The sequence below is a fragment of the Mesorhizobium sp. Arg314 genome, from assembly GCF_053714275.1.
On record NZ_JBSKBP010000002.1, the window covers coordinates 69107 to 85737 of the forward strand.

Below are 16631 nucleotides of genomic sequence, written 5' to 3' on the forward strand. Positions count from 1 at the left end.
CGGTTACGCGCGGGAAATCATCGATATAACGTGAAGCGGGGATTCGTCCACGACGAGTTCGTCACAACGGAATATTGCTTGGATCAGGAAGAACCGCAGCACGAGAAGATCAGGTTCAGGCGTGACGAGATCACCGACCTGGCAAGGCTTCCGTCCGCGTGCAGCGTGCCGCCGCTCGGCCGGGCAGCGGTGCGCCGCCGCTTCCGCTTCCTCGGTCGCGTGTTTGCCGGGCTTTGCGCACTGGTACTTCTGGCGGCGGCGGGCGTCTATGTCCTCGGCGCCTCGGGCATCGGCACGGAACGGCTCAGGGCCGAGGCAGAGACAGCCATCGAGAAACTGGCCGGCGTCGATGTCAACGTCACTGTCGGCTCGGCGCGGCTGACGCTCGACGGATCGAGCTTCGTCGCCCTGCAGGTGAGCGATGTCAGCCTCAAGACGGCCGACGGCAAGCCGATGGCCGATATCGGGCGCGTGCGTTTCGGCATGCGCCTGCTGCCGCTGCTTTCGGGCGATGTCCGGCTGACCAGCGCCAGATTTTCCGACGCCCACATCATGGTCGCCGCGATGCCCTCCGGCGGCGGCGACTTGACGGTGGGGCTGCGCAACGAGGACGGCCTTGTCGACCCGGAGAAAGTGTCGGCGGCGGTGTTCGGGAGCGTCAACGACGTGCTGGATGCCGTGCGTGAGGACTCGATGCGCCAGATCGATTTGCGCAACGTCGAATTCGAACTGCCGGACACCGGGCTGGTCAAGCGCGTAACCGTCACCTCGGCAACCGTCGCGCAGACCGGCACAGGACGCTTGCAGTTCTCCTACGAAGCCGATGTCGACGGCCGGCACGCGACTTTAACCGCCTCGGCGACCCGCGATGCGACGGCAAGGCGGATCGCGTCACTGGACGCCAACCTCGAGATCGCCGGCGCCGGCAGCTCCGGCCAGGGCAGTTCGACCGAGGCTGCCCCGGCGGCCGAGGGTGCCAAACTGGGCTCGATCGCATTGAAGCTTTCGGCTTCGGAAGCGTCCGGCGACAATCCATCACGCCTGGCGGTCTCGCTGTCGCTCGCCGGTTCAGTGCTCGACCTGGACGAACGCGGCCTGTTGCCGGTCGATGTCGATGCCGATGGCTCGCTGGTGGCCGGCTCGAACAAGATCTCGGTCGACCGGCTGCTGATCAAGAGCGGTCGTTCCAGCCTCGATTTTGCCGGATCGATCGGACCGAGGCCGACAGCCGCGGGGGAGGAGCCCGCCTACCGCTACGATCTCACCAGCGACGGCTCGACGCTGGCGCCTTCGGAATCACCGGAACCGGCGCTTGCCTTCCTGGCCCGTATCGCCGGCGTCTACCAGCCGAAGAGCCGAAAGCTCGTCGCCGAGCAGATCGGCGTCCGGTCCGGCGGATCGGGCGAAGTGCTGGGCGCGGCCACGGTCGCCTTCATCGACAACGGCCCTCCGGGAGTATCACTGTCGCTCAATGTTCACGACATGCCGGTCTCGCATGTGAAGCAATTGTGGCCATGGTTCTCGGCACGCAATGCGCGGCTTTGGGTGCTGGGCAATCTGTTCGGCGGCACGGTGACCGATGCCAACCTGCAGTTCCAGGTCGTGCCGGGGCGCCTGGGCAACGGTGTGCCGCTTACCGGCGACGAAGTGTTCGGCCGTTTCCAGATCAAGGGATCGCGCTTCGATACCGCCGGGCGCATCCCGCCCGTCCGCGACGCCGTCGGAGTCGTTACGTTCCACGGCAACGATGTCGACATCACGCTTTCCTCGGGCAGCGTCTATATGCCGAGCGGCCGCACCGTGGCGGCAAGCGGCGGCACGCTGACGATCAAGAACGCGAACCGACCGATTGTGATCGGCGGGCTCGACATCGACGTCGCGGGTGAAGGGCCGGCGATCGCCGAGCTTGCCTCCTACGAGCCGATCAATGCCATGCGCCATGTCGGCCTGGCACCCGAAGACCTGTCCGGCACCGTCAGTGGCCACGTCAGGGCGGACATTCCGCTGACAAGGGGCATGGACACCTCGACGCTCGATTGGCTGGTTTCGCTCGATTATCAGGACCTGTCGCTGGCGAAGCCTTTCGAGGACCAGACGGTCACCGACGCCACTGGCTCGATCACCGTCGGGCCGAAGCAGGCGGTGATTTCCGCCGCCGCCAAGCTCAACGGCATTCCGGCCGAGCTCGATCTGGTCGAACCGCTCGCCGACGACGGGCCCGCGCGCAGCCGCAAGGTTGCGCTGGTTCTCGACGACAAGACGCGTAATGCCAGCATGCCCGGCCTGTCGGACCTGCTTTCGGGAACCATAAAGGTGGCGATCGACAAGAGCGGCGAGGGCGCCCAGCAGGTCTCGGCGGACCTGACCAATGCCAGGCTCGACATTCCTTGGGCGGGCTGGAGCAAGGGCGCCGGCATTCCCGCCAAGGTCACCTTCGACATGGCGAAGTCCGGCAGCACCACCACATTGACGAATTTTGATCTCGGCGGAAAAAGCTTTTCGATCGGCGGCAGCGTGACGCTGCTCAACGGCGCATTGTCCACGGCCCGCTTCAGCAAAGTTGCGTTGAACCGAGGCGACGACGTTGCCGTTTCGGTCAAGCGCGCCGGCAAGAGCTATGCTGTCGACGTCAGCGGCGCGTCGCTCGACGCCCGCTCGCTGATCAAGCAGTTCACCTCGGATGTCGACACCGCCACCAAGGGCGCCGGCAGCGACGCGATCTCGGTGAGCGCCGATGTGGCATCGCTGACCGGTTTCCATGACGAGGTGCTCTCCAATCTCAAGCTCGAGTACAGCGCCGCCGGATCGCGCGTGAACGGGCTCAACGTCACCGCCGCGGCAAGCTCGGGCGCCGCGATTGCGATCAACAACACCACCAGCGAAGGCGGCCGCGTGCTCAGTGTGAAGTCGGCCGATGCCGGCGCGATCCTGCGTTTCCTCAACGTCTACGAGCATATGGAAGGCGGCGCGATCACGCTGTCGCTTTCCGGCGCCGCCGATGGGCCGATGAAGGGGCAGGTGGACGCACGCAATTTCTATGTGGTCAACGAGCCCAGGCTGGCCTCGATCGTGTCGACCACGCCGGCCGGCGATACGCGCAGCCTGAACGAGGCCGTCAAAGGCAATATCGATACGTCCAGGGTGAAGTTCGAGCGCGGCTTCGCCGAGATCGACAAGGGCTCCGGCTACCTGAAGCTGGCGAACGGCCTGCTGCGGGGCCCGCGCATCGGCACGACCTTCCAGGGCACGCTCTACGATCCGAACAACAACATGGACATGACCGGGACCTTCATGCCGGTCTATGGTCTCAACCGCATTTTCGGCGAACTGCCGCTGCTCGGTCCGCTGCTCGGCAACGGGCGCGACCGCGGCCTGATCGGCGTCACCTACCGGCTGCGCGGCAACGCCAACAAGCCGACGCTTAACGTCAACCCCTTGTCCGTCGTCGCACCCGGAATATTCCGCTCGATCTTCGAGTACAGGTAAGAAGCGGCCGATCAGCTCGGCCGCACCAGCACGTGCTTCTTCTTGCCAAGCGAGAGCTTCACGACGCCTTCCGGGCCGAGGTCCTGGAGCGTGACAATGCGCCGGTCGTCGGTCAGGGGCTGGTCGTTGATGCGCACGGCGCCGCCCTGGATATGCCGGCGTGCTTCGCCGTTCGAGCCAGCCAGCCCGGCGCTCACGAACAGCGCCAGGATGCCGATGCCGGCCTCGAGGTCAGACCTGGCCACTTCGACGCTGGGCAGCGTTTCGGCGAGCGCGCCTTCCTCGAAGGTCTTGCGCGCCGTCTCGCTTGCCGTCCCGGCCGCTTCGCGGCCGTGCAGCATGGCGGTGATCTCGGTGGCGAGGATTTTCTTCGCCTCATTGATCTCCGAGCCGCCGAGCTTTGCGAGCCGCGCGACGTCGTCCAAGGGCAGGGTCGTGTACAGCTTCAGGAAGCGGCCGACATCGGCGTCCTCGGTGTTGCGCCAATATTGCCAGAACGCGTAAGGCGACAGCATGTCGCCATCGAGCCACACCGCGCCCGAGGCGGATTTGCCCATCTTGGCGCCCGACGAGGTGGTGAGCAGCGGCGTGGTCATGGCGAAGAGCTGCACGCCCTCCATGCGATGGCCGAGGTCGATGCCGTTGACGATGTTGCCCCACTGGTCCGAGCCGCCCATCTGCAGCCGGCAGCCGACGCGCTTGTAGAGCTCGACGAAGTCGTAGGCCTGCAGGATCATGTAGTTGAATTCGAGGAAGGACAACGACTGCTCGCGGTCGAGCCTGAGTTTTACGGAATCGAAGGCGAGCATGCGGTTGACCGAGAAATGCCGGCCGACATCGCGCAGGAAGTTGACGTAGTTGATCCCCATCAGCCAGTCGGCATTGTTGACCATGACCGCGTCGCCCGGGCCGCTGCCGAACTTCAGGTAGGGCGCGAAATTGCGGCGAATGCCGGCGAGATTGTCCTCGATGTCCTGCGGGGTCAGCAGCTTGCGCGCCTCGTCCTTGAAGGAAGGGTCGCCGATCATCGAGGTGCCGCCACCCATCAGCGCGATCGGCCGGTGGCCGGCCTGCTGCAGCCAGTGCAGCATCATGATCTGGATCAGCGAACCGGCATGCAGGCTCTTGGCGGTGGCGTCGAAGCCGATATAGGCGCTTACCGTTTCCGTGGCGAAAAGCTGGTCGAGGGCGGATTCATCCGAAATCTGGTGGATGAAGCCGCGCTCGCTCATGATGCGCAGGAAATCGGATTTGAAGGCGGACATTTTTTTTCCCGGAGATCGCCGGCCGTTGAGCCAAGCGTGACGTGAAGGCGCGCGTTTAGCATCAGCGGGCGATCAGCAAAAGTGGAATCCGGTTTTGCGTCCGATCGCCCGCCACTCAAATTGCGCGATCAGCAAAAGTGGAATCCGGTTTTGCGTTCGATCGCCTGCTATTCGCGCGCCGTGTCCGAGAGAGTAGCAGGGTATCGCCTCAGCTCGAATTCGCTTTCATCTCCTTTTTCAATCGTCGGCGCTGCCCCTCACCTGCCTGCCGGCATCCTCTCCCCGTATAGTGACGGGGAGAGGGGCGCTCTCATTGGCGATTTCGCCAATCACCGGCGTTGCAAGAAAAGCGCCTAGGCTGCGGTCAGCTACTTCTCCCCGTCACTATACGGGGAGAAGTGCCCGGCAGGGCGATGAGGGGCGGCGCCGACTTCGAAGTTGGTGCTCTAAACTAAAGTTGGAACTGTCATTGGGCTGAAGCGATAGGCCTGAAGACAGGGCCACTTCTTGCTTCACCCTTTTTGCTGGCGTAATGAAGCGCCGCGCAAAGACAGGCGCGCCGCGACGGGGCCATCCCGCAGTTTCAGATCGGACAAGCTCCCGCGATGAACAGAAACTATCTTTTCCTCTTTCTGTTCAGCATTGTCATGACCGTGAGCGGGCTGGCCAGCCTGCCGCCGGTGGACCGCGATGAATCCCGTTTCGTCCAGGCGACCAAGCAGATGGTCGAGACAGGCGACTATGTCGATATCCGCCTGCAGGACGTCACGCGCTACAAGAAGCCGATCGGCATCTACTGGCTGCAGTCGGCGGCCGTGGCGCTGAGCGGCGAGGGAGCCGGGGCGCCGATCTGGGTCTATCGCCTGGTTTCCATGCTGGGCATTGCCCTCGCCGTCGTCGGCGTCGGCTGGACAGGCACGAAACTCTTCGGCGCCAATGCCGGGCTGGCCGCCGGCCTGATTATGGCGGCGATCTTCGCCACCGCCTTCGAGGGGCGCGACGCCAAGACCGACGCCATCCTTCTGGCGTGCTGCGTGGCGGCGCAAGGCGCGCTGGCGCAGGTCTATATGGCGGCAAAACGCAACGAACCGGTTCCCGGGCATCTGCCCTGGATCTTCTGGACGGCGCAAGGGTTGGGCATCCTCATCAAGGGGCCCGTTGCACCGCTGCTGTCGATGCTGACGTCCGGAGCACTCTTTGCCTTCGACCGCGACTGGCGCTGGCTGCTCAAGATGAAGCTGGCGCGCGGCGTCGGCGTCGTGCTCGCGATCGTGCTGCCATGGCTCTTCCTCATCACCTGGAAGAGCGGCGGCGCTTTTTTCCAGGAAGCGGTCGGCAAGGATATGCTGAACAAGGTGGCGCAAGGCGAGGAATCGCACGGCCTGCCGCCCGGCTTCTACATGCTGACCTATTCGCTGTTCATGTGGCCATTCGGGCTGATCGCGGTCGGCGCCGGATTGCAGGCCATGAACCGTTTTTGGGACGATCCGCGCCTGCGCTTCTGCCTCGCCTGGTACATCCCGTTCTGGCTGGTTTTCGAGGCGATCCCGACCAAGCTGCCGCACTATGTCATGCCGGCCTATCCGGGCATGGCGCTGCTGATCGGCTGGCTGCTGACCTTGCCGGCGGACCAGGCCAACGCGCCGCTCAGACGATGGCAGACATGGCTGTGGTGGGCGACGGCCTTCGGCCTTGGCGTGGTGGCGATCGGCCTTGCCGTGGTCTGCGTCGGCGCGCCGCTTTATCTCAACAAGACCTTCTCCTGGTGGAGCATACCGGCGGCGATCGCCGCTTTGGTCACCTTCTACCTTGCCTTCCCACGACAACTCCAGGTGCCGCTTGGGCGTATCGCCGCGATCGCCGTCGGCGCGGGCATCACCTTCAGCCTGCTGTTCGGCGTCATTGCGCCGTCGCTGAAACCGATCTGGCTCAGCCCCGCGGTCAAGACCGCCGTCGACGCCAACCGCCTTTGTGACACCACGGTGCTTGCCTCGGCGAAATTCCAGGAGCCGAGCCTCGTCTTCCTGGTCGGCACCAAGACCGTGCTCACAGACGTCGATGGCGTGGCGCGGCATCTGCTGGCCGACCCGTCCTGCGCGCTTGGCCTCGCGCCGATCAAGGACGAGCAGAAGCTCACCGATGTGCTGGCCGCCCAGGGCAAGTCGGCGAAGCGGCTGACCGAGATCGACGGCATCAACTACTCGTCAGGAGACAAGCTTTCGCTCGGCCTGTACCGGGTGGCTCCATGAACAATAGCGTCGGGCATCGAATGCCCCTATAGACTTTGCACTAAAGCCATGACCGCCGCGCCCCTTGCCCTTTATCGCCGCTCGCTCGGCAATTTCCGCGACACGATGACGATCGTGAGGCGACGCTTTGCCGTTCGCCCGGCGCGCTATCCGAAAATCTTATGGAGCGTCTGGCTGCTGGCCTGGATGCTGCTCACGGTAGCGACCTTCCTGCGCCTCGACGCCGGCGCCGGCGAGATGCGCGGCGAATGGTCGCCCGGCTTCGTGCGCTTCACCGATTTCTTCACCCAGTTCGGCCTGGGAGGCTGGTACCTCATTCCGGCGGCGCTCTGCCTCGTCGCCGCCAATCTGACGGATTGGCGCGGCCTGTCCCGGCAAGGGCGGATGATCGTCTACAACTGGACGTGCTTCGCCTTCCTGGTGCTCTGCGCGGTCGGCCTGTCCGGCTTGGCAGTCAACCTGCTGAAATACGGCATCGGCCGGGCCCGGCCGCTCTATTTCGACAGTTTCGGCGTCTTGTCGCTGCATCCCTTCGCCATGGATGCGCGCTTTGCCGGTTTTCCATCGGGCCATGCCACGACGATGGGCGCGGTGTTCGGAATCCTGCTGCTGCTGTTCCCGCGGCGCTGGACCATCGCGCTGGTGGTCACGGCCTGCATCGCTTCGACACGCGTCTTCGTCGGCGCGCATTATCCGAGCGACACGGTTGCAGGCTTTGGCCTTGGGCTGGCGTTTGCGGTTGTCTCGGGCCTGGTGTTCGCCCGGCTCGGCTTCATCTTCGGCCAAGCAGCGTCGAAACTGCCGGTGCGCAAGCGGACATTCCGGCTAAAACCGTCCAACGCGCCAAGAGGCAGAATTCCGATGGGCAGCGAAATCGGCGCAGACCAATCCCAGACCCATTGAAGAGCCCGGATTGAGCAGCCTTTGCGCTTAGAGCGGTTCAGTGTTTCACGGAATCGCCGAACCGCTCTAAGTCTTAGTTTTTGCGCAATTCCGGACGAAAGCTACGGCGAAGCCGCCGAGCCTAAACGCTACGCACTTTTCCTGGAATTGCTCTAGCGCAGGCGCTTCGGCCTCGGATCGGCGAGCTCGCCGGCCAGCCGGCGGTCGAGATAGTCGGCGCATTCCTGGATAAGCAGCTCGGAATCGTTGGCGAAGAAATGGTTGGCGCCGGGGATCGTCTTCTGGGTGATGGTGATGCCCTTCTGCGTGTGCAGCTTGTCGACCAATCCTTGCACGTCCTTGGGCGGCGCCACCTTGTCGGCATCGCCATGGATGATCAAGCCGGACGACGGGCAGGGCGCCAGGAAGGAGAAGTCATAGGTGTTGGGCTGTGGCGCGACCGAGATGAAGCCCTCGATCTCCGGCCGGCGCATCAGGAGCTGCATGCCGATCCACGAGCCGAACGAATAGCCGGCGACCCAGCAGCTCTTGGAATCCGGGTGCAGCGACTGCACCCAGTCGAGCGCCGCGGCCGCGTCCGACAATTCGCCGGTGCCGTGGTCGAACTCTCCCTGGCTGCGGCCGATGCCGCGGAAATTGAAGCGAAGCGTGGTGAAATCGCGCTTCTGGAACATGTAGAAGAGGTCATAGACGATCTTGTTGTTCATCGTGCCGCCGAATTGCGGATGCGGATGCAGCACGATGGCGATCGGGGCGCTCTTTTCCTTCGAGGGCTGATAACGTCCCTCCAGGCGACCGGCCGGACCGGCGAAAATGACCTCAGGCATAAAATACTCCACGTGGCATACAAAGGCGCAAGCCCGGAATTCTTCCTCTGGCCCCGAGTCTCGTCGGCCCCAAGGCTTCTGTAGCCTTGACGCCGGGCGAGCGTCTTCCTAGAAGCTAGTTTAGAATTGTTCAAAACTGGGTGGCCGAAACCCGATGGTCCGGCCGCCTGCGCCGCAAGCCGGGTAAATAGGACGGCTTGCCTTGCAATTTCAAGGAAATAACGCGCTATCCTCGCGGGATAGTTGGCGGAAGGACGAAACGAGCGAAAATGGCCGCAACCCGCGCCTATCTCGACTACAACGCCAGCGCGCCGCTCATTGCGGAAGCGCGGGCGGCGATGGTCGCTGCGCTCGATGCCGCCAACCCGTCATCGGTCCACACGGAAGGGCGGGCCTCGCGCCGGTTGGTCGAGGATGCGCGCCGCGACGTGGCGCGGCTGGTCAATGCCAGGCCTGAGCATGTCGTCTTCACCTCCGGCGCCACCGAAGCCGCCTCGACGCTGCTCGGGCCCGACTGGCAGATGGGGCGCGGCGCTATCCGTATGAGCCATCTCTATGTCTCGGCGGCCGACCATCCCTGCATCCTGAATGGCGGGCGGTTTGCGGCGGCGCAGGTGACGAGGGTCGGCGTCGACCGGAACGGCATTGCCGATCTCGATGCGCTTTCTGCCGCGCTTGCCGCGCATGACAAGGCCGCCGGCCTGCCGCTGGTGGCGATCCACGCCGCCAACAACGAGACCGGCGTCGTCCAGCCGGTCGCGCGCATCGCCGAAATCGTCAAGGCCGCCGGCGGGGTGCTGGTCGTCGACGCAGTGCAGGCCGCCGGGCGGATTTCGCTCGACATGTCAGCTCCTTATGCCGATTATCTGATCCTGTCCTCGCACAAGATCGGCGGGCCGAAGGGTGTCGGCGCGATCATCGCCGCGTCCGACCTGATGATGCCGCGGCCGCTGATCAATGGCGGCGGCCAGGAGAAAGGCCACCGCGCCGGCACGGAAAACGTCGCCGGGATCGCCGGTTTCGGCGCCGCTGCGCGTGCCGCGCTGACCGGTCTCGACGACATGGGCACCATGGCGCGCCGGCGCGACGAGGTCGAGGCGATCGTGCGCGACCTCGCGCCGGACGCGGAAATCTTTGGAGCGGCGTCACCAAGGCTTGCCAACACGACATTCTTCGCTATTCCCGGCATCAAGGCCGAGACGGCGCAGATCGCCTTCGATCTTGCCGGCGTCGCGCTGTCGGCGGGCTCGGCCTGCTCGTCGGGAAAAGTCGGGCCAAGCCATGTGCTCAAGGCAATGGGGCATGGCGATAGCCTGGGTGCCTTGCGCGTTTCGATCGGCCGCGCGACCCGCGCCGAGGATATCGAGGCTTTCCGTGCGGCGCTGGCCGGCATCGTCGCCCGCCGCGCGGGCAAGGAAGAAGCCGCCTGAGGGCGGCAAAGATGAATTCAGGCCTAGCGGCCTGGTAGAGCCGTGCGTTTTGTCCTGGCCGGGTGAATTTCCGGCGGAAACGCACTATATGGAACTTACTCCGCCGCGAGCCGCTCCCGGTTCGGGTGGTGCCATAGTTTGAAAACTGTCGGGCCTTGACCCCGGCGTGGATGGAGAACGCTTATGCCTGCTGTGCAGGAGACGATCGATCGAGTTCGAAAGATCGACGTCGACCAGTATAAATACGGATTCCAGACAGAGATCGAGATGGACAAGGCCCCCAAGGGCCTGAGCGAGGACATCATTCGCTTCATCTCGGCCAAGAAGGACGAGCCGGACTGGATGCTGGAATGGCGTCTGGAGGCCTATCGCCGTTGGCTGACGCTGGAAGAGCCGACCTGGGCGCGCGTCCACTATCCGAAGATCAATTTCCAGGACATCCACTACTACGCCGCGCCGAAGAGCACGCCGGGTCCGAAGTCGCTGAGCGAAGTCGACCCTGAACTGCTCAAGGTCTATGAGAAGCTCGGCATCCCGCTCAAGGAGCAGGAGATCCTGGCCGGCGTCCAGAAGACCGGGACGGCTGACGCGGAAGAAGAAGAGGTCGGCGATAACGTCTACAAGTCCGGCCGCGTCGCGGTCGACGCGGTGTTCGATTCCGTCTCGGTGGTCACCACCTTCAAGAAGGAACTTGCGCAGGCGGGCGTCATCTTCTGCTCGATCTCGGAAGCGATCCGCGAGCATCCCGAGCTGGTCAAGAAGTATCTGGGTTCGGTCGTGCCGACTTCGGACAATTTCTACGCCACGCTCAACTCGGCCGTGTTCACCGACGGCTCGTTCGTCTTCGTGCCAAAGGGCGTGCGCTGCCCGATGGAGCTGTCGACCTATTTCCGCATCAATGAGAAGAACACCGGCCAATTCGAGCGCACGCTGATCATCGCCGAGGAGGGGGCTTATGTCTCCTATCTCGAAGGCTGCACGGCGCCGCAGCGCGACGAGAACCAGTTGCATGCGGCGGTGGTCGAGCTGATCGCGCTCGACGATGCCGAGATCAAATATTCGACGGTGCAGAACTGGTATCCCGGCGACGCGCAGGGCAAGGGTGGCATCTACAATTTCGTCACCAAGCGCGGCGACTGCCGCGGCGACCGCTCGAAGATCTCGTGGACGCAGGTCGAGACCGGTTCGGCGATCACCTGGAAATATCCGAGCTGCATCCTGCGCGGCGACGATTCCTCGGGCGAGTTCTATTCGATCGCGGTGTCGAACGGCTACCAGCAGGTCGATAGCGGCACCAAGATGATCCATCTCGGCAAGAACACGTCGAGCCGCATCATCTCCAAGGGCATCGCCGCCGGCTTCTCGCAGAACACCTATCGCGGCCAGGTCTCGGCGCATCGCAAGGCGGCCAACGCGCGCAACTTCACCAATTGCGACTCGCTTTTGATCGGCGACCAGTGCGGCGCGCACACCGTGCCCTACATGGAAGCCAAGAACGCGACGGCGAAGTTCGAACACGAGGCGACGACGTCGAAGATTTCCGAGGACCAGAAGTTCTACGTCATGCAGCGCGGCATCCCCGAGGAAGAGGCGATCGCGCTGATCGTCAACGGCTTCGTCAAGGACGTCATCCAGCAGCTGCCGATGGAGTTCGCCGTCGAAGCGCAGAAGCTGATCGGTATCAGCCTCGAGGGGAGTGTGGGCTGACTAGATGGGACGGCGATCCGAAAGATTTCTCCAGTGGGTAGAGAGCTCGATCTTCATCGTTCTGATGCTCTTCTTGACGCTGGCGGTTGGAGGCGCCGTGGTCGCTTTGGTAGGCGCCGTATTTGGCTTGATTTCGGTAAAAAATATCGGTGGTTCGATTGCGACCCTAGGCGCGGTTGGGTTTTTTGGCTGGATGATCGTCACTGGCAATCTTGCTAGCGCGCTTCTGGGGAAACCCAGTGAAGGATCGGGCGTCGAGAACAACAAGAATGTGAAAGTAGAGAATGATGCTTGAGATCAAGAACCTGCACGCCCGCATCGTCGATGACGGCACCGAGATCATCCGCGGCCTGAACCTCACCGTGAAAGCCGGCGAGGTCGCCGCTATCATGGGGCCGAACGGCTCGGGCAAGTCGACGCTGTCCTATATCCTCGCCGGCCGCGAGGACTATGAGGTGACGGAGGGCGACATCCTCTACAATGGCCAGTCGATCCTCGAGATGGATCCGGCCGAGCGCGCCACGGCCGGCGTCTTCCTGGCCTTCCAGTATCCGATGGAGATACCGGGCGTGGCGACCATGGAATTCCTGAAAGTGGCGATGAACGAGCAGCGCAAGGCGCGCGGCGAGGAGCCCCTGAAGGTGCCGGAGTTCCTGAAGCGCGTGAAGGAAGCCGCCGCCTCGCTCAGCATGGACATGGCGATGCTGAAGCGGCCGCTCAATGTCGGCTTCTCCGGCGGCGAGAAGAAGCGCGCCGAGATCCTGCAGATGAAGCTGCTCGAGCCGAAGCTCTGCGTGCTCGACGAAACCGATTCCGGCCTCGACATCGATGCGCTGAAGATCGTCTCGGACGGCGTCAACGCGCTGCGCTCGCCCGACCGCGCCATCGTCGTCATCACCCACTATCAGCGCCTGCTCGAGCACATCGTGCCCGACAGCGTGCACGTGCTCTACAAGGGCCAGGTCATCAAGTCTGGCGACAAGTCGCTGGCGCTCGATCTCGAGGCCAACGGCTATGCCGGTGTGATCGGCGAAGCCGCGTGAGATGGGAGCAGTCGAGGCGAAAGTCATGAACATGCACGCACAGCCCCAGCGGACATTGGCCGAGACGGCGCTGATCGATGCCTTCGGCGAGCGACTGTCGCTGCTGCCCGGCGACGGCGCGGTGATGGTCAAGCGCGACGACGCGATCGAAGCGATCAAGCACGGCCTGCCGACGCGCCGCGTCGAATCCTGGCATTATACCGACCTGCGACGGTTGCTGACCAAGGTGCCGGCTTTCGAAGCCGGCGCCGTCGCCAAGGCGCTTGCCCCGGTTCTTGAAGGGTCGGCGGTTCTGTCGGTGCTGAACGGCGTCTCCAACGCCAAGCTGCCGGAAATCGAAGACGTCACCGTGCAGCGCCTGTCGGAGAAGTTGACCGATGGCAGCGTTGCACCAGGGCTCGACCCCTATGGCGAGGACGACGCGATCGGCGCGCTGAACACCGCTTTTGTCGCCGACGGCTATTTCGTCGACATCGCCGACGGCGCCGAGCTGGAAAAGCCGATCGAATTGCAGAACCTGCAGGCCGGCGGCCAGTCGCATGTGAGGCTGCTGGCGCGCGTCGGAGCCGGCGCCAAGGCGATCATCCTTGAACGCCAGACGGGCGAGGGCGACGAGGCGCTCGTCAGCTCGGTCAGCCAGCTCGTGGTAGGCGACGGCGCCGAGGTGACCTGGCTGATCGTGCAGGAGCAGCCGGACACGGCGACGCATCTCGCCCAGTTCAAGGCCCATATCGGCAAGGATGCCAAGCTGACGCTGTTCGTGATGAATGCCGGCGGCAAGCTCGTTCGCCAGGAGGTCGTCGTCAGGACGACGGGCGAAGGAGCCGATTTCAAATTGCGCGGCATCAACCTTCTGGCCGGCGATACGCATACCGACACAACCATGGTGCTCGACCATACCGTGCCGCACACGACCTCGACGGAAGTGATCCGCAATGTGGTGACCGGCAAGGCGCGCGGCGTCTTCCAGGGGCGCATCAACGTCCATCAATACGCGCAGAAGACCAACGCCAAGATGGCGTGCAACACGCTGCTTCTGTCGGACGACGGCGAGTTCTCGACCAAGCCGGAGCTGGAAATCTTCGCAGACGACGTCGTCTGCGGCCATGGCGCGACAGTCACCGAGATCGACCACAACCATCTGTTCTACCTGATGGCGCGCGGCATCGACGAGAAGACGGCGCGGGGTCTTCTGGTAAAGGCTTTCGTGGCCGAAGTGATCGAGGAACTGGACGATGAGGCGCTGGTAGAAGCGCTCGAAGCGCGGCTCGACGACTGGTTTTCGACGCACGGCTAGCGCCTAACCTTCTCCCCCTGTGGGAGAAGGTGGATCGGCGCGAAGCGCCGAGACGGATGAGGGGTGTTGGAAGGATCGCGGCCTTGGCCGGCAAGGACTTGGAAATGGACCAGAAGATCGAAACCACCCCCTATGATGTCGAGGCGATCCGCCGCGACTTTCCGATCCTGTCGCGCCAGGTCTATGGCAAGCCGCTGGTCTATCTCGACAATGGCGCCTCGGCGCAGAAGCCGCAGGTGGTGCTCGACACGATCCAGCACGCCTATTCCCAGGAATACGCCAACGTCCATCGTGGCCTGCATTTCCTGTCCAATGCCGCGACCGATGCCTATGAGAATGCGCGGAAGTCGGTGCAGCGGTTTCTCAACGCACCAAGCACCGACAATATCGTCTTCACCTCCAACACCACGTCGGCAATCAACACGGTCGCCTATGGCTGGGGCATGCCACGGATCGGCGAGGGCGACGAGATCGTGCTCTCGATCATGGAGCACCACTCCAACATCGTGCCGTGGCATTTCATCCGCGAGCGCCAGGGGGCGAAGCTGGTCTGGGTGCCGGTCGACGATCTCGGCGCCTTCCATATCGAGGAATTCGAAAAGCGCCTGACCGACCGCACCAAGCTCGTCGCCATCACGCAGATGTCCAACGCGCTGGGCACGGTGACGCCGATCAAGGAGATCGTGCGCATCGCGCATGGGCGCGGAATTCCGGTGCTGGTCGACGGCAGCCAGAGCGCGGTGCACATGCCGATCGACGTGCAGGATCTGGACTGCGATTTCTTCGTCTTCACCGGCCACAAGGTCTACGGTCCGTCCGGCATCGGCGTGCTCTACGGCAAGAAGGATAGGCTGGAAGAGATGCGGCCCTTCATGGGCGGCGGCGAGATGATCGAGGAGGTGACGGAGGACATCGTCACCTATAACGAGCCGCCGCACCGCTTCGAAGCCGGCACGCCGCCGATCGTGCAGGCGATCGGGCTGGGCGCGGCGCTCGACTACATGGAGAAGGTCGGCCGCGAGCGCATCGCAGCACACGAGGCGGACCTCAAGACTTACGCGCATGAGCGGCTGCGCGCGATCAACTCGCTGCGCATCTTCGGCGACGCGCCCGGCAAGGGCGCCATCATCTCGTTCGAATTGCAGGGTATCCATGCCCATGACGTGTCGATGGTGATCGACAGGCAAGGCGTGGCAGTTCGCGCCGGCACGCACTGCGCCCAGCCGCTGTTGAAACGCTTCGGCGTCACCTCCACATGCAGGGCATCGTTCGGCATGTATAATACCAGGGCCGAAGTCGACGCTTTGGCCGAAGCGCTGGAAAAGGCGCGAAAGTTCTTCGGGTGACGATGATGGACGATGTAAGCACAACCGCAGAGACCGCGCCGGAGACGGCCGCGAACGGCATCGTTTCGGCCTCGGCGATCCCCGCCGACGAGCTGGCGCGGCTGACCGACGACATCGTTTCGGCGCTGAAGACGGTCTACGACCCCGAAATCCCGGCTGATATTTATGAACTCGGCCTGGTCTACAAGATCGACATCGAGGACGACCGCTCGGTCAAGATCGACATGACGCTGACCGCGCCGGGTTGTCCGGTGGCCGGCGAGATGCCGGGCTGGGTCGAGAACGCCGTCGGCGCCGTCGAAGGCGTTTCCGGTGTCGAGGTCAGCATGACCTTCGATCCGCCGTGGACGCCCGACCGCATGTCGGAGGAGGCGCAGGTGGCGGTCGGGTGGTATTGAGCTTAGTCGACTTTGACGCCGTATGCTCTGGCGTAAGCTGTGATCATTGAGGACAGCTCGTCATATTTGACGTCGAGATCACCCGTGCCAATACACATTGCATCGAGACCCATCATCCTATTTGGTCCTCGACTCCAGCGCGCCAGTTTGGTCAAAGACGAACTCTGCCAGACGCTCTCCAGGACTTCTACCAAAAGGAACGTTTGTCGCCGATAACTCCGCTCCGAAATGCGCTTCACAGCGCTCCATGGGATGAATTCGGCCGATAGGCGGACGTCCCAAAAGCCCGTAGGCGATAGAATTAGCGTTGGCCGGTTCAAGTCGAAGAGACGTACCACGACAATCACAAAAGTGGCGGCGGACAATATTGCGCCTGTCCAACCGAGAATTTGTTCGAAACTAGTGGGAGCGATGTCCGGCAATAGCGGCCAGCCTAATGCAAGGCACAGGGTTCCCATCACCGCCAATAAGATAGCACCCAAGCCGAGCCGAGCAGGAGATGAGCGAAATTCAACCGTTCGATTGGTGTCAAATGGCATCCAGCTTTCCCGCCATCTCATCGTCGTCGTTGCGTCGAATATACCTAGTGAACGTTTAATTACGATTTCCGTCTTTGAAATGGAGCCTCGATCGGGTTGCACTGGGCGGAAAACTTCACCATCTTAAGAGCAGACTCATTC

Annotated in this window: 13 protein-coding genes; 10 read left to right on the plus strand and 3 right to left on the minus strand. The window is 63.3% G+C overall.

Going from position 1 to position 16631, the window contains the following annotated elements:
• The first annotated feature begins 78 nt into the window (after positions 1–78).
• Positions 79–3486 (plus strand): hypothetical protein, encoded by a 3408-nt coding sequence (locus ACWGS9_RS02370; protein WP_454503712.1) that lies wholly within the window; start codon positions 79–81, stop codon positions 3484–3486.
• A gap of 11 nt (positions 3487–3497) precedes the next feature.
• Here ACWGS9_RS02370 and tyrS read toward each other — a convergent pair whose 3' ends face one another.
• Positions 3498–4751, minus strand: coding sequence for a tyrosine--tRNA ligase (gene tyrS, locus ACWGS9_RS02375; protein ID WP_454503713.1), 1254 nt, complete (start codon positions 4749–4751; stop codon positions 3498–3500).
• A 605-nt stretch (positions 4752–5356) separates the two neighbouring features.
• On the opposite strand from tyrS, the gene ACWGS9_RS02380 reads away from it, so the two are divergent.
• A complete protein-coding gene (locus tag ACWGS9_RS02380; protein ID WP_454503714.1) occupies positions 5357–7000 on the plus strand; it encodes an ArnT family glycosyltransferase in 1644 nt (547 codons plus the stop codon).
• Between the two features lie 48 nt (positions 7001–7048).
• Positions 7049–7903 (plus strand): phosphatase PAP2 family protein, encoded by an 855-nt coding sequence (locus tag ACWGS9_RS02385; RefSeq protein ID WP_454503715.1) that lies wholly within the window; start codon positions 7049–7051, stop codon positions 7901–7903.
• A 152-nt stretch (positions 7904–8055) separates the two neighbouring features.
• Here the strand turns inward: ACWGS9_RS02385 and ACWGS9_RS02390 are convergent, their stop codons facing one another.
• The gene (locus ACWGS9_RS02390) at positions 8056–8730 is read right to left on the minus strand and encodes an alpha/beta hydrolase (RefSeq protein WP_140815574.1); all 675 of its coding nucleotides are present in this window, start codon (positions 8728–8730) and stop codon (positions 8056–8058) included.
• Positions 8731–8999: 269 nt separating this feature from the next.
• Here ACWGS9_RS02390 and ACWGS9_RS02395 point away from each other — a divergent pair, with 269 nt between their 5' ends.
• The 7 genes from ACWGS9_RS02395 to ACWGS9_RS02425 all read left to right on the plus strand — a co-directional run bounded on the left by ACWGS9_RS02395 (position 9000) and on the right by ACWGS9_RS02425 (position 15951).
• Positions 9000–10160 (plus strand): cysteine desulfurase family protein, encoded by a 1161-nt coding sequence (locus ACWGS9_RS02395; RefSeq protein WP_454503716.1) that lies wholly within the window; start codon positions 9000–9002, stop codon positions 10158–10160.
• Between the two features lie 183 nt (positions 10161–10343).
• Complete coding sequence (sufB, locus tag ACWGS9_RS02400; protein WP_454503717.1) at positions 10344–11867, plus strand: Fe-S cluster assembly protein SufB; 1524 nt, start codon at positions 10344–10346, stop codon at positions 11865–11867.
• A gap of 73 nt (positions 11868–11940) precedes the next feature.
• A complete protein-coding gene (locus ACWGS9_RS02405) occupies positions 11941–12162 on the plus strand; it encodes a hypothetical protein (RefSeq protein WP_454503718.1) in 222 nt (73 codons plus the stop codon).
• Positions 12155–12910, plus strand: a complete 756-nt coding sequence (gene sufC / locus ACWGS9_RS02410; protein WP_454503964.1) for a Fe-S cluster assembly ATPase SufC — start codon at positions 12155–12157, stop codon at positions 12908–12910. Before ACWGS9_RS02405 ends, sufC begins: the two co-directional genes overlap by 8 nt.
• A gap of 25 nt (positions 12911–12935) precedes the next feature.
• Positions 12936–14207: a Fe-S cluster assembly protein SufD gene (gene sufD / locus ACWGS9_RS02415; protein ID WP_454503719.1), complete on the plus strand. Its 1272-nt coding sequence runs from the start codon at positions 12936–12938 to the stop codon at positions 14205–14207.
• 104 nt (positions 14208–14311) lie between these two features.
• Positions 14312–15553, plus strand: a complete 1242-nt coding sequence (locus ACWGS9_RS02420) for a cysteine desulfurase (protein WP_454503720.1) — start codon at positions 14312–14314, stop codon at positions 15551–15553.
• A 5-nt stretch (positions 15554–15558) separates the two neighbouring features.
• Positions 15559–15951, plus strand: a complete 393-nt coding sequence (locus ACWGS9_RS02425; RefSeq protein ID WP_454503721.1) for an SUF system Fe-S cluster assembly protein — start codon at positions 15559–15561, stop codon at positions 15949–15951.
• A 2-nt stretch (positions 15952–15953) separates the two neighbouring features.
• On the opposite strand, the gene ACWGS9_RS02430 is transcribed toward ACWGS9_RS02425, so the two are convergent.
• A complete protein-coding gene (locus ACWGS9_RS02430) occupies positions 15954–16490 on the minus strand; it encodes an STM3941 family protein (RefSeq protein ID WP_454503722.1) in 537 nt (178 codons plus the stop codon).
• Positions 16491–16631 lie beyond the last annotated feature (141 nt).

Excerpts from the sequence above, each read along its gene's own strand:
- tyrS (WP_454503713.1), bottom strand. The coding sequence starts at position 4,751 with ATGTCCGCCTTCAAATCCGATTTCCTGCGCATCATGAGCGAGCGCGGC.
- ACWGS9_RS02380 (WP_454503714.1), top strand. The coding sequence starts at position 5,357 with ATGAACAGAAACTATCTTTTCCTCTTTCTGTTCAGCATTGTCATGACC.
- ACWGS9_RS02385 (WP_454503715.1), top strand. The coding sequence starts at position 7,049 with ATGACCGCCGCGCCCCTTGCCCTTTATCGCCGCTCGCTCGGCAATTTC.
- ACWGS9_RS02390 (WP_140815574.1), bottom strand. The coding sequence starts at position 8,730 with ATGCCTGAGGTCATTTTCGCCGGTCCGGCCGGTCGCCTGGAGGGACGT.
- ACWGS9_RS02395 (WP_454503716.1), top strand. The coding sequence starts at position 9,000 with ATGGCCGCAACCCGCGCCTATCTCGACTACAACGCCAGCGCGCCGCTC.
- sufB (WP_454503717.1), top strand. The coding sequence starts at position 10,344 with ATGCCTGCTGTGCAGGAGACGATCGATCGAGTTCGAAAGATCGACGTC.
- sufC (WP_454503964.1), top strand. The coding sequence starts at position 12,155 with ATGCTTGAGATCAAGAACCTGCACGCCCGCATCGTCGATGACGGCACC.
- sufD (WP_454503719.1), top strand. The coding sequence starts at position 12,936 with ATGAACATGCACGCACAGCCCCAGCGGACATTGGCCGAGACGGCGCTG.
- ACWGS9_RS02420 (WP_454503720.1), top strand. The coding sequence starts at position 14,312 with ATGGACCAGAAGATCGAAACCACCCCCTATGATGTCGAGGCGATCCGC.
- ACWGS9_RS02425 (WP_454503721.1), top strand. The coding sequence starts at position 15,559 with ATGGACGATGTAAGCACAACCGCAGAGACCGCGCCGGAGACGGCCGCG.
- ACWGS9_RS02430 (WP_454503722.1), bottom strand. The coding sequence starts at position 16,490 with ATGCCATTTGACACCAATCGAACGGTTGAATTTCGCTCATCTCCTGCT.